This is a genomic window from Nostoc sp. CCY0012, from assembly GCF_963920855.1.
Taxonomy (GTDB): domain Bacteria; phylum Cyanobacteriota; class Cyanobacteriia; order Cyanobacteriales; family Nostocaceae; genus Cyanocohniella.
Genome location: NZ_CAWUDM010000037.1, coordinates 17,936 through 31,295 on the forward strand (window position 1 = coordinate 17,936; position 13,360 = coordinate 31,295).

The 13,360-nt window shown below is 42.8% G+C and carries 12 protein-coding genes and 2 pseudogenes; 4 read left to right on the forward strand and 10 right to left on the reverse strand.

From position 1 onward, the window contains the following. Positions 1-462: 462 nt before the first annotated feature. Positions 463-942 carry a hypothetical protein gene (locus ACM0OS_RS12695; protein ID WP_414543550.1) on the reverse strand — a complete coding sequence of 160 codons (480 nt, stop codon included), beginning with the start codon at positions 940-942 and terminating at the stop codon, positions 463-465. Between the two features lie 57 nt (positions 943-999). Here ACM0OS_RS12695 and ACM0OS_RS12700 point away from each other — a divergent pair, with 57 nt between their 5' ends. Further along, positions 1,000-1,167 carry a hypothetical protein gene (locus ACM0OS_RS12700; RefSeq protein WP_414543551.1) on the forward strand — a complete coding sequence of 56 codons (168 nt, stop codon included), beginning with the start codon at positions 1,000-1,002 and terminating at the stop codon, positions 1,165-1,167. A 140-nt stretch (positions 1,168-1,307) separates the two neighbouring features. After that, the gene (locus tag ACM0OS_RS12705) at positions 1,308-1,532 is read left to right on the forward strand and encodes a hypothetical protein (protein WP_414543579.1); all 225 of its coding nucleotides are present in this window, start codon (positions 1,308-1,310) and stop codon (positions 1,530-1,532) included. A gap of 243 nt (positions 1,533-1,775) precedes the next feature. On the opposite strand, the gene clpB is transcribed toward ACM0OS_RS12705, so the two are convergent. After that, positions 1,776-4,430: an ATP-dependent chaperone ClpB gene (clpB, locus tag ACM0OS_RS12710; protein WP_414543552.1), complete on the reverse strand. Its 2,655-nt coding sequence runs from the start codon at positions 4,428-4,430 to the stop codon at positions 1,776-1,778. Between the two features lie 517 nt (positions 4,431-4,947). Then, a complete protein-coding gene (gloA, locus tag ACM0OS_RS12715; protein WP_414543553.1) occupies positions 4,948-5,382 on the reverse strand; it encodes a lactoylglutathione lyase in 435 nt (144 codons plus the stop codon). A 286-nt stretch (positions 5,383-5,668) separates the two neighbouring features. On the opposite strand from gloA, the gene eno reads away from it, so the two are divergent. Continuing rightward, positions 5,669-6,958 carry a phosphopyruvate hydratase gene (gene eno / locus ACM0OS_RS12720; RefSeq protein ID WP_414543554.1) on the forward strand — a complete coding sequence of 430 codons (1,290 nt, stop codon included), beginning with the start codon at positions 5,669-5,671 and terminating at the stop codon, positions 6,956-6,958. A 138-nt stretch (positions 6,959-7,096) separates the two neighbouring features. On the opposite strand, the gene argC is transcribed toward eno, so the two are convergent. Beyond that, positions 7,097-8,155, reverse strand: coding sequence for an N-acetyl-gamma-glutamyl-phosphate reductase (argC, locus tag ACM0OS_RS12725; protein ID WP_414543555.1), 1,059 nt, complete (start codon positions 8,153-8,155; stop codon positions 7,097-7,099). Between the two features lie 216 nt (positions 8,156-8,371). On the opposite strand from argC, the gene ribBA reads away from it, so the two are divergent. Beyond that, positions 8,372-10,144, forward strand: a complete 1,773-nt coding sequence (gene ribBA / locus ACM0OS_RS12730) for a bifunctional 3,4-dihydroxy-2-butanone-4-phosphate synthase/GTP cyclohydrolase II (RefSeq protein ID WP_414543556.1) — start codon at positions 8,372-8,374, stop codon at positions 10,142-10,144. Positions 10,145-10,236: 92 nt separating this feature from the next. On the opposite strand, the gene ACM0OS_RS12735 is transcribed toward ribBA, so the two are convergent. From ACM0OS_RS12735 to ACM0OS_RS12760, 6 genes and pseudogenes are all read right to left on the reverse strand, one after another. Then, positions 10,237-11,115: a peptidoglycan recognition family protein gene (locus ACM0OS_RS12735; RefSeq protein WP_414543557.1), complete on the reverse strand. Its 879-nt coding sequence runs from the start codon at positions 11,113-11,115 to the stop codon at positions 10,237-10,239. 29 nt (positions 11,116-11,144) lie between these two features. Continuing rightward, positions 11,145-11,597, reverse strand: coding sequence for a phosphate-starvation-inducible PsiE family protein (locus ACM0OS_RS12740; protein WP_414543558.1), 453 nt, complete (start codon positions 11,595-11,597; stop codon positions 11,145-11,147). Positions 11,598-11,925: 328 nt separating this feature from the next. After that, positions 11,926-12,230 (reverse strand): annotated as a pseudogene (locus ACM0OS_RS12745) (hypothetical protein); the annotation flags it as partial. A 57-nt stretch (positions 12,231-12,287) separates the two neighbouring features. Continuing rightward, positions 12,288-12,620: a DUF5615 family PIN-like protein gene (locus tag ACM0OS_RS12750; RefSeq protein ID WP_414543559.1), complete on the reverse strand. Its 333-nt coding sequence runs from the start codon at positions 12,618-12,620 to the stop codon at positions 12,288-12,290. Beyond that, the gene (locus ACM0OS_RS12755) at positions 12,617-12,847 is read right to left on the reverse strand and encodes a DUF433 domain-containing protein (RefSeq protein WP_414543560.1); all 231 of its coding nucleotides are present in this window, start codon (positions 12,845-12,847) and stop codon (positions 12,617-12,619) included. Before ACM0OS_RS12755 ends, ACM0OS_RS12750 begins: the two co-directional genes overlap by 4 nt. 153 nt (positions 12,848-13,000) lie before the next feature. Beyond that, a pseudogene (locus tag ACM0OS_RS12760) lies at positions 13,001-13,189 on the reverse strand (molybdopterin dinucleotide binding domain-containing protein); the annotation flags it as partial. Positions 13,190-13,360 lie beyond the last annotated feature (171 nt).

The following is a 13,360-nucleotide window of genomic DNA, read 5'->3' on the forward strand; positions in this document are numbered from 1 at the left end:
ATAGAAAAAGCTGTGATATCTCAGCAAATCTGATTTATGATAGCAATACGGAAACGATTTTAGTGATAAATACTATTTTATACATATAATTTAGTGATTGGCTATATTACTAAATCGTCTGAATCCTTGCAATAAATGCATAGAGCTTGATAAAGTCAATCAAAATACCAGGGTTTCAGAAAAATAGTGGTATTTCTGATAACCCAGAGACAGATTTACTTAGACTGAAGCTTTGAAGTTGGGCTTCAGTAAATGCAATAACCCGATGAGCAAAATATCAATGCCTGATAAACTTTTGAGTTCTTCCGTAATCTCCTGCGGTGGATTTCCAGAGAAGGCGATCGCAATTAAACGTTCTGCCGCTTGAACTTCTTATGTATTGCTTATGATTAATTCTGCTACGCGATCGCCGTGACACTTATTTGCCGGACGCACTCTAAGTCTTTGTGTCAATCCCTGGATTTAAGCCCCAAAACATCCACTATTAGGAAGGATGGCATTTGCTACCCATTTATAAACAGTTTCACCAATTCTCAAAGTTCTACTTAAATTAACATTGCTCACTTTGGCATTGTTATAGCATAATTGTCTATTAGGTATGTTCAAGGATGTAATATCTGCGCCTACTTGTACCGTTCCGTGGGCATCACGCCGAATTTTGCGTTCTAAAGTTACATTAACTGTAGTTGTCATCCGGCAACCATTAAAAGAAACGTTCTCTATATGATTAATTTGTAACTCTTTGCGCCGATTAATTCGTTCACGTTGTCCAGCTAAATTGTTATTTAATTCTGTCAAAATCTCAGATTGAAGACTATTCCCCAATGCTTCTACTACTCTACAGTTGAGTTGAGCCATTGCGGGTTTGGGGGTAACACAGAGGAAGCTTAAGGAAATCAAACTTCCACAAATCATCTTCGAGTTCAAAGTTAAGCTCTTCATTGCAGTCACCAATCGAATGTCTTTACATACACTTGATATGTATGACTGCAATTGTTTATGCACTACGTGAGACGGCTAGATAAAAAAACTTTGGCGAATGTATTGCTGGAGATAAACGAATTGCCTGAAGATGACACTAATCAATATGACCAAATTAACGTTTTGCCGCTTGAACTTCATCACGGTCAATTGCCAGTGTTGCTGAACAGATTGGTTGCGCTGTAATATTACTGGCTATGAACATCATAAGTACACAATTGACAGACTTTTAAAAAAAGCCCAAAAAAATTCTCAATTAATTACAGTCAAGACCAATAATCCGGTTCAATGGCTGGCAGAAGTAATACAAGCCGAGAACAGTAATGATGAAAACGCAACATGAAATTATTCAACAGGGCTATGATGCCTTAATTAATTCTCTGGGAGTTGTGGATACTATTCGGTTTATTCGGTATTTCAGTCCCGGTAAAGGAGACTATACTCAAGAACGTCATCAATGGCTAGATGAAAAAACTTTGGCGAATGTATTGCTGGAGATGAACGAATTGCCTGAAGACGACACTAATCAATATGACGAAATTATTGAGTAAGTAGGTAGGCAGGAAAATTTACAGGTATGTCATTACGTTCGCAGAGCGTGGCGTTAGCCATACGTAATGGAGTGAAGCGAAGTATAAGACCGAAGCGGTCACGCTCCGCGAACGCAAGGGTTATAAGGTTTTTACATTCTGTTACATAGTTGACTTTATTTGTGCCTACCTACTTAAGTGTCTAGTATGGAAAATTATTTTGAAAGGAGAAGAGAGGACTAAAGTCCTCACTACGAACCTTTTTCACTCCACGACTTTGACGGTGGATGGTGAGACTGTAACTTTGACGGGCATGGTTTTACTAAAGGTTAAACCCTGGTCTTCTTTATCAATGAAAATTGTGTCCCCAGAGATAAAGGTATTTTCTAATAACTTGGTGGCCAGGGGGTTCTCTACTTCTCTTTGAATTGCCCGTTTGAGGGGTCTGGCACCATAAACTGGGTCGTAGCCAGATTCTACTAGGTAATCACAGGCGGCTGCGGAGATCTCAAAGGAGATTTTTTGCTCGCGCAAGAGATTTTCTACCCGTTTTAGTTGAATGCGGATGATATGGCGCATTTCTGAACGACTGAGGGCATGGAAGAGAATGATATCATCGACGCGGTTGAGAAATTCGGGGCGGAAGTGCGATCGCAGGGCATCTGTTACCCTGGTTTGCATTATTTCATACTTGGTGTCATCACCTGAAAGGTCTAGAATATATTCGCTGCCGATGTTACTGGTCATGACTATGACGGTGTTGCGAAAGTCTACGGTTCTCCCTTGAGAATCAGTAATTCTACCGTCATCTAGCACTTGTAGTAAAATATTAAACACATCTGGGTGAGCTTTCTCTACTTCATCTAGTAGCACTACCGAATAGGGGTGACGGCGCACGGCTTCGGAAAGTTGACCGCCTTCTTCATAACCGACATATCCTGGAGGCGCACCCACTAACCGGGAAACTGAGTGTTTTTCCATGTACTCGGACATATCCAAGCGTACCAGGGCATCATCGGAATCAAAGAGGAACTGAGCTAAAGCACGGGCAAGTTCGGTTTTACCAACGCCTGTGGGCCCCATGAATAAAAAGGAACCAATGGGACGACCGGGATCTTTCATCCCTGCACGGGCGCGACGAATTGCTGCTGATACGGCTGATACTGCTTCTTCTTGCCCGATAACGCGTTGATGTAAATGGTTTTCGAGTTGCAGTAATTTTTGCCGTTCTGATGCCAAAAGACGATTCACAGGTATACCAGTCCATTTGGCGACGATTTCGGCAATGTCGGACTCTGTGACTTGTTCTCTGAGTAATGTCGAACCTTGGCTTTGAATTTCTAACAGTTGCGCTTCTTTAGCTTCCCGATCGCGCTGCACTCCTTCCAATTTGCCATACTTCAATTGGGCAGCTTTATTTAAATCATAAGCCCGTTCTGCTTGCTCAATTTGCACCCGCAAAGCGTCTTCTTCTTTCTTTAAGGTGCTGATAGCTTCTAATATCTGTTTTTCACCTTGCCATTGTTCGTTAAATTGCTGCTGTTTTACCGTCAAGTCCGCAATTTCTTGTTCAATGCGCTCAAAACGCTCCCTAGCTGGGGCAGTTTCCTTTTCTTCTCCCGCCAATGATAGCTTTTCCATCTCTAGCTGCATCAAGCGGCGGTCAATGGTTTCCAATTCTGAGGGTTTGGAGGTAATCTCCATTTTCAACTGGGCGGCGGCTTCATCTACCAAGTCTATGGCTTTATCTGGCAAGAAGCGATCGCTAATATAACGAGATGACAAAGTTGCTGCTGCTACCAGGGCTGAGTCAGAGATTTTGACGTTGTGGTGAACTTCGTAGCGTTCTTTTAACCCCCGTAAAATGGAAATGGTATTTTCTACACTGGGTTGATCCACAAATACTTGCTGGAAACGCCTTTCTAAGGCTGCATCTTTTTCAATGTGTTTGCGGTACTCATCTAGGGTAGTAGCACCAATACACCGCAATTCGCCCCGCGCCAGCATAGGTTTTAGTAAATTCCCGGCATCCATTGCCCCTTGTTGATTGGAACCAGTACCCACAACTGTGTGCAGTTCATCAATAAACAAGACAATTTGACCGTTAGATTCAGTTACTTCTTTGAGTACAGTTTTTAAACGGTCTTCAAATTCACCCCTATATTTCGCCCCAGCAATCAAACTGCCGATATCTAAAGAAATCAACTGGCGATTTTTCAGAGATTCTGGCACATCACCATTTACCATCCGCTGCGCCAAAGCTTCGGCGATGGCAGTTTTACCCACCCCAGGTTCACCAATTAACACTGGGTTATTTTTACTCCGGCGTGACAATACCTGAATTACCCGGCGAATTTCGTCATCTCGACCAATTACTGGGTCTAACTTACCAGCCTTAGCTTGTTCCGTTAAATCCCGCCCGAATTTTTGCAAAGCTTCATAGCGAGACTCTGGATTTTGATCTGTCACTTTTTGGCTACCGCGAATACTTTTAATACTGGCCTCTAACTTAGCGCCATCAGCGTTAAAACCTTTGATTATTCGCCTACCGATGCGTTCATCATCGGCAAAAGCCAAAAGGATATGTTCCACTGAGATGTAGGCATCTTGCATCCTCACCCTAACTTCTTCGGCGCGGTCTAGCAATGTGTCTAAACTGCGACTGAGGTAGAGTTGGTCACTTTTACCGACTTTCGGTTGACGCTGGGTAAAAGCTTCTAACTGCTGTTGCAAGCGAATAGGATCAACTTCAGCGCGGGCGAGAATGCGGATGGCTATACTTGTAGGTTCTTCTAAAAGAGCAATAATTAAATGTTCAACATCTAGTTGCTGTTGTTGATATGCACGAACTATATCCTGAGATTTAACAATTCCTTCCCAGGCTTTATCAGTAAATTTATTGGGATCTGTAGGCTGCATCTTTAAGGATTTTAGATTTGGGATTTTTCAGGAATTTGCCGGGATAATTTCCCTGACAGCAATTTTTTCAATTTTATGGATGTGAGATTTTGGGTAAAGAACTGGGGAATGACGTAGAGGTATCAGACGCTCTCGCGGCGTCCCCTATCATTAGCCTAGGATGAAAACATAGTTTAGTCATCCTTGATCATTTTTCCACTAACCATTCCCCAAATAGTTATCCAAACGTTAACAGTGTTTATCCGCGTGTATTTGCGGTTACAGATGAGAAGATTAATTGTCCTGACCTATTTCCAATTTAAAACGAAAATATCCAGATGAGCGAACTTTGCCAAATTGAGAGGCTAGAGATTAGAGAAAATGTTTTTCCTGTTTAGGGGATTTTCCCATGATTAGATGATTGGGAAATTGCTGGCGTGCGATCGCATACTATACTACTCAACCTTCATCAAGCCCCTATGGGGCGGGAACAGGTAAATAAGTTTTTCTATTCTTCGTTCCCTGTTCCCTTTCATTTTTATTTATTCACCAATTGTTCTGGTGATTCCTGTTTAACTGTTGACCCTTGAGTACCCACTTGAATAAGTTCAACTTTATATCCATCTGGGTCTTCCACAAAGGCAATTACTGTGGAACCGTGTTTCATTGGACCTGGCTCCCGTGTCACCTTACCACCGCGATGTTTAATTTCCTCACAAGTGGCATAAATATCATCGACACCCAGGGCAATGTGACCGTAAGCATTACCCAAATCGTATTTTTCCACACCCCAGTTATAAGTTAGTTCTATGACAGAATTGTCGCTTTCATCGCCGTAGCCAATAAAAGCCAAGGTAAACTCTCCACCTGGATAATCTTTTTTCCGCAGTAATTTCATTCCCAGGAGATCGCAGTAAAATTTCAAAGACTCTTCCAGGTTACCTACCCGCAGCATTGTGTGTAGTAAGCGCATAATTATTTCCTGATTTGTTCTCTCTTACTGATTTTAATAGGGACTGGGGGGGAAGAGGCAGGGAGCAGGGGAGCAGGGGGGAGAAGAGGCAGGGGAAGAATTTACATTTTTATGTGTTCTACTCCTCTGTTTTACAGAAAGTTGACCTCATCAGTGGAAATCTTGTTTAATCTCAGGCTACATAGTCACTTAACCGCCTATGCTAACGATTGGGGTAAGCGACTGGAATGTATGCCATCAACGTTAGGAATGCACTCTTGCAAAAGACACAAAGGACAAAAAACAAATGAGTAACTACTTAGATACTGCCATTGAGGCGATTGTTGCCCGCGAAATTCTTGACTCGCGCGGCAGACCAACAGTGGAAGCCGAAGTGCATTTAGCTAACGGTACTGTGGGTTTAGCACAGGTTCCCAGTGGTGCATCTACAGGTACTTTTGAGGCGCATGAACTCCGGGATGGTGATAAAGGCCGTTATGGGGGTAAAGGGGTTCTCAAGGCGGTGCAAAACGTGAATGAGTCACTTGCCCCGAAGTTATTAGACTTGGATGTCCTCAACCAAGAACTATTAGACCGGACAATGATTGCTGTGGATGGTTCGGCGAATAAATCCAATTTGGGTGCAAATGCCATCTTGGCGGTTTCCTTAGCAGCAGCTAAAGCCGGTGCTGAATCTTTGAATATTCCCCTGTATCGCTATTTGGGTGGCCCGTTAGCGAATTTGTTACCTGTACCGTTGATGAATGTAATTAACGGTGGCGCTCACGCAGCCAACAACGTGGATTTCCAAGAGTTTATGATTGTCCCTATTGGCGCTCCTTCTTTTAAAGAAGCGTTGCGCTGGGGTGCAGAAGTATTTGCTACCTTGAGCAAGGTGTTGGATGAAAAGGGATTATTAACTGGTGTGGGCGATGAAGGCGGTTTTGCCCCTAACCTAGAGTCCAATCAGGTGGCGTTGGAATTACTCGTAGCTGCCATTAAGCAAGCTGGTTACAAGCCAGGAGAACAAGTAGCTTTGGCCCTGGATGTGGCTGCGAGTGAATTTTACAAGAATGGGCAGTATGTCTATGATGGTAAACCCCACGCCCCTGCGGAATTTATTGATTACCTGGGTCAATTAGTTGACCAATACCCCATTGTCTCCATTGAAGATGGGTTACATGAGGAAGATTGGCAAAGTTGGCAATTACTTACGCAAAAGTTCGGCTCCCGTGTACAGTTGGTGGGAGATGATTTGTTTGTGACCAATGCTACCCGCTTGCAAAAAGGCATCGAGCAAAAAGCCGGTAACTCAATTTTGATTAAACTCAATCAAATTGGTTCACTCACCGAAACTTTAGAAACCATTGACTTAGCCACCCGCAATGGTTTCCGGTCAGTAATTAGCCATCGTTCTGGGGAAACCGAAGACACCACCATCGCTGATTTAGCCGTAGCCACCCGCGCCGGTCAAATCAAAACAGGTTCCCTCTGTCGCAGCGAAAGAGTAGCGAAATACAACCGCTTGCTACGCATTGAGGATGAATTAGGCGATCGCGCCGTTTATGCTGGTGTTGTAGGTTTAGGGCCTAAGTAGGGGCAGGGGGGATAAGGGGACAAGGGGACAAGGTGAGACCAGCGCGGTCTTGGGGGTTTCCCCCATGAGCGACTGGCGAACCCAAAGGGGGATTACTTTAAAACTAGCCTCTAGCCTCTAGCCTCTAGCCCCTAGCCTCTAGGGATAAAATCCCAACTGGGGCAACCCCAAGGTTTCCTCCCAACCCATCATTAGGTTTAAACATTGAATTGCTTGACCCGCCTGTCCTTTGATTAGGTTGTCGATAACTGACATCACAATCACTCGGCCAGTGCGCGGGTCAACTTCTACACCGATGTAACAAAGGTTGCTGCCACAAGCCCACTTGGTTTGGGGATAAACGCCACTTTCGCATACTTTTACCCAGGGGGCATTGCGATAAAAGGCTGTGTAAATTGTCGTTAAGTCATCTCGCACTAGTCCGGGATCGCGGAGTGTGGCATATACTGTAGCCAAAATCCCGCGCACCATTGGGATGAGGTGTGGTGTAAATTGCACTGTGACTTCGTGACCGGCTAAATCACTACAAATATGCTCAATTTCCGGGGTATGGCGGTGACGAGCGACACCATAAGCTCCTAATGAGTTATCTGCTTCGGCTAATAACAAGTTAATTTTGCCTTGCCGTCCGCCGCCGGATGTGCCAGACTTGGCATCGATAATGGCGGTTTCGGGGACGATTAAGCCTTGCTTTAAAAGTGGTGAAAGTGCTAACAGGCTGGCAGTGGGGTAGCAACCAGGACAGCCAACTAACTGGGCTTCGGCAATGCGATCACGATAAAGTTCTGGTAAACCATATACTGCTGTGGCGGCAGTTGTCTGATCGCTTCTTTGGGTGCCATACCAATTGGTGTAAGTTACCAAATCACTAAATCGATAGTCTGCACTCAAATCTAAGACTTTACAGCCTTTTTCTAATAATTTCGGGGCAATTTGGCAAGCCAGACCATTTGGTAGAGACAGAAATACTACTTCACAGCGGTGAGCAATAACCTCTGGCTCTACTGCCTCGATGGGCAAATTAACTAAATGAGCCAGATGAGGGTAGAGGTCTGCAAAGGATTTTCCTGCACTGCTCTCACCCCCTAAATACACTAGTTCGAGTTCTGGATGCTCCATCAGTAATCTTACTAGTTGCACCCCGCCATAGCCTGACGCGCCAACAATCCCAACTGGTACGCGTCTCAAATTACCCATGATGATGAAATCCTTATCCGCTTTTGGTTAATCTTAATGTTGTCTGTTATGAAGAATATACCGAAAACCCCGGAAGCTCAGGCAGTAAGCTGATGTTCACTGTTGTTTATACCGGAGAGTGTCAATGTTAGTCTACTTCTATGCTGCATAAACGAGCTACAATCTAAAAGAAGAAATTGTTAAAAAAGTTTACTTTCTGGCAGCTGGAAATTCTCTGTGTCAAACCCTAAGCCTACGCGGCAGTCTCACTCTACTCCCTTCAATGGGGAAGACACCCCCACGGGTGTGGCTCCTCAAGCAGGGGAAAACACTGATACATCTGTCTCTTCAACTCCGTCTTTTGAATTTGATTCTATTGATGCTGCTTTGGCAGACTTAAAAGCAGGTCGCGTCATTGTGGTAGTAGATGATGAAAATCGAGAAAATGAAGGTGATTTAATCTGTGCTGCCCAATTTGCGACACCGGATATGATTAATTTCATGGCGGTGGAAGCAAGAGGGTTAATTTGTTTAGCGATGACAGGCGATCGCTTGGATGAATTAGACTTGCCTTTAATGGTGACGAATCTCACAGATACTAACCAAACAGCTTTTACTGTCAGTATTGACGCTGGCCCTGAATTGGGTGTTTCTACTGGCATTTCCGCCGAAGACCGCGCCCGCACGATTCAAGTTACCCTCAATCCAGCAACAAAACCTACAGATTTACGTCGTCCTGGTCATATTTTCCCGATTCGTGCCAAATTGGGCGGTGTACTCAAACGCGCCGGACATACAGAAGCGGCTGTTGATTTATCTCGATTAGCAGGGCTATATCCAGCCGGGGTAATTTGTGAAATTCAAAACCCTAATGGTTCAATGGCGCGGTTGCCCCAGTTAATAGAATATGCTCAACATCACAATCTCAAAATTATCAGTATTGCCGATTTAATTAGTTATCGCCTACAGCATGATCGCTTGGTATATCGTGAAGTAGTCACCAAGCTACCTAGTCAGTTCGGTCTGTTTGATATTTATGCCTATCGCCATACTCTGGATAATACAGAACACGTTGCTATTGTCAAGGGTGATCCGGCTAATTTTAAAGATGAGCCTGTGATGGTGCGGATGCACTCGGAATGTTTAACTGGTGACGCTTTGGGTTCATTACGCTGCGACTGTCGAATGCAGCTACAAGCAGCATTAAAAATGATTGAAGCGGCTGGTCAAGGGGTCGTAGTTTATCTGCGTCAAGAAGGGCGGGGAATCGGCTTAATTAATAAACTCAAAGCCTATTCTTTACAGGATATGGGACTGGATACAGTCGAAGCCAACGAGCGTTTAGGATTTCCGGCGGACTTGCGTGATTATGGTATGGGAGCGCAAATGCTCATGGATTTGGGTGTGCAAAAGATTCGCCTGATTACTAATAATCCGCGTAAAATTGCTGGACTCAAGGGTTACGGCTTGGAAGTCGTTGACCGCTTACCGTTGTTGATTGAAGCTAACGACTACAATTCCTATTATTTGGCAACCAAAGCCCAAAAGCTGGGTCATATGCTGTTACAGACTTACTTAGTGACAGTAGCAATTAACTGGCAAGATGACCCGGAATTAGTCACTCAGCGCTATGAACGCTTAGATAAATTACGGCATTTAGCCAAAAATAATCATTTATTATTACAAGAAGAAGCTCGTCCGTTAGGGTTGGCATTGTTTGCTCAAACATCTTTAACAGTACACTTGGGTTTTGATCAAGCAAATGTGGCTGATAGTGATTGGTATCAGCAAAATGGTCATCCTTACTTGCAAGCAATTTTCCATATTTTAGATCATCTGACAAGTTTGTCCTATGTCGAGAAGTTAGAATTTCTGATTTCTCCTGGTAGCGATCCTTTAAGTAACTTGCAAGTTAACCTAGATAGGCAGACTTTTTCTATGGATACTCTACCTTCGACGATATGCGATCGCTTGGAAACTCAGCAGATTTATAGTTTTACTAGAGGCTAGAAAATTTGGGATTTGTGTTACCGAAGCAGACGCAGAACAAGTTATTTTAATTTGCAATCTCATCCAAATCCAAATTCAAAATTGTTCGACTTTTAATTATTGGCTTGATAACTGGGGGTTACCTGACGATAAGTATGCAGTAAGCGCAAAAACTTTTCCCCATCAAAACTTACAGGGTCGATTTTTTGACCGGAACGGTCTACGGCTCTATGGGTAGTGATGCGATAGTCTGGAACTTGACTTTGAGCAATTAACCAAGCCAAAGAGTTATATTGAGCCTCTGTATAACCACTATGAGATGTAAGGAAATTGTTTCCCCGTCCGTCTGGTGGTGTTTCTAACGAAACATGATAAGCAAAATTATTGACAGACGAAGCTAAATTAGGATTAGTTGTCACAGTTTCCACACCGTTGGGACTTTCAAACACTGAGTTAGCTGCTCCATAAGCTCGCTTATCTGGAGGGACTAAATAAACCACAGTTCCATCTAGTTTGATTAAGGCGTGATAACTTGCTTGTACACTTTCATCTTCATTGGGTGTCTGAAAGAAATTAATCACACTGGAAGCAGCCGCCGCCGTTTCGTGGAGAACAACAATTGCTTGATTGTTCACAGATAAATTATTCGCATCTCGCGTGTAGCGTTCGCCATAATTGCTGGGGTGTACCGAGGCCATTTCATATCGAGGGGTGTACCTAGCAAAAGCTTCAGTAGTTTGGTATCTTCCCGTCTGTTGATTGGTTTTAGCTGAAGATTGCTGCAAATCTTGGGGAAATTTATTCTCTTGGTTTTCAGTTGATTGTAATTTGGCTTGTGGATATTGACTCCAGTCTGTAGTGATATCTGATCTGTCTGCCTGGGAATTTATTGTATTACTTTGTGTGACTCTTCCCCACCATAACGCCGTAATCACAGCGACAAACATCAGGGAAATAAGTAGTACTCTAGTTGCCCAATCTGTAAACCTCATTTTGGTAATTTATAATTAATTTTGATAATTTAGGCTCTATTATTGCTACTACGAATAATCCAATAACTAATTGCTAAAGCTAAAATTGCCACTCCTAGTCCAATGATATCAATACCTCTGACTTTTTCCAAATCAAGAATAATAATTTTCCGGGCAACCGCAATTAAGGAAGTAACAATTACTAATTCAACTTGAACTACGTGTTTACGGAGATAGGCTGTGATATTTTCTAATATTTCTAAGGCAATTAAAATATTTAAAAATAATCCAAAAATTGTAAATAACACTTGATTAAAATTGCCATATTTACGAGTAAATAATTCATTAATCAGATAAATTCCTAGATCAAAAATGGCGGCCACAATTACCACTACCATTGCCAGGGATAAGATTTTAGAGACAAGCACTTCGATATTTTCTATCATGTGCATAAAATTTTCGTCTCTAGCTAGATTCTTAATCTTTCTAAATAGTTGCCTCATATAAGTTATTTGGTATTAACTGTAAATATAGACAGGGAATCACCAGGAATGCAATCAGTGTATAGGCACATAATCCGAAAATAATCGCCATACACAAGGGAAACCATATGGGTTCACTAATTGCTAAGGATTTTTCAAATATTTCATCATTCTTGATTTATGGCGAACTCAGGTATTCTATATTATTTGAGTGCTTCAGACTCAATTTGAGTCAATTTTTTCTATTTTTTGCTCAAAAAGGCTCACAACTTCCAGTCTGTGGCTATATGAATAAAGCCCACATGGGTGGGCTACAAGATTTGGTAACTTATGCGAGATGATAAATGATTTAATCTACAACAGAGTAATGTGAGCCTTGTGTTTCATATTGTCCCATGAGTAAATCTACATTAACTGGGAATAACTGTAGCGCACAAGCTTTTAATTCTGGTTTTAAAGAATCAGGACATTCGGAATGTGTCACGGCGTTAGCTTCAGTATGATCTGCCCGAAGTGACCAAGAGTGCATAAAGACAAACACTGTACCAGGTGCGATAAGCCTAACGGCATAGCTTCGCTTACCGCGCAGCGTGCGGTTTACGCGATCGCCTTTGTAATTTTAGCAGGAAACTTGGCTTGCCCCCGACGCGATCGCCTTATGCATTCTCCATTTATAAAACTCGTGAAAAAATATCTAAAGGCATCAGTGCATTATGATAAAGCAAGCAGCGATAAATTCTCATCTTTATAAAACAATTTAATCGTGTCAAAATTCTGACGCAGCAAATTTTCAACTTGCGATGTCGAACAGTTTCCAAGGCGAAGCCAAATAACTTTCGGTGGATTTCCAAATACTAAGCTCAGGTCGTGTATGTCAACGTCTTTCGAGACAATCATCAAATCATTGTCTTTTGCATAATCCCAAACGATTGGATCGATCGTTGCTTTCATTCCTACATCTCGGACGTGAAGTGAGTGTGGGAAAATATCACTTAAACGATTCGGCAACTTGGGCGATAAGTTTTCATCAAAAAGTAATTTCATGAGGATAATGGAGCGGTCATAAATCGCCGTTCACGATCAGCAGCATAAGCAATGCAGGCTTTTAAATCTTCTCGCGTCAGATCAGGAAAATCGTCAAGAATTTCTGCTTCGGTCATCTCGGAAGCTAGGTACTCAAGCACTTCATAAACCGTAATTCGCAAGCCACGGACGCAAGGCTTACCACCGCGTTTATTAGGTTCGATCGTGATGTGGTTTCGGTAGTCCATAGATTATCCTCAAAAATAAAAATAAATTTATTGGAATATTAGCCCCATTCGCTCCCTGCATCCCACAAATTTTGTATTTCCTGTCTATAAAAATCATACCAGTATCCATAATTTGTCCGTACGGCATAGCTAGAGCCTCCGGCACGCTACCGCTAATTGGTTATCAATAATACCCAAAGTAGGCGCATCACGGGGATGAATTTCCATAAAAGGTTCCGGGTGCATGTTGCGGATTTTCTCAATGCGATCAGTGCATGTTTGTGTATGCGAATGACCGTAAAGTTGCCCAGTAGCCAATACAAAAGAAAAATCAGGATCAGGTGGTTCGTCCAACCCTTTGGAACGGCTAAAGTGAGGAGCGACAAGTAAGTAACCTTTGCATCTCCAATCCATATCTTTTGTCAGTCCGCTCCAAGCGGGTTGTTAAACCTTGCCTCACTAGTCGCTTCCAACGGGGATTTCATCTTTATTGCTATCCACCTTGCTTGGAACGGATTTCAAATTCAGAACGCG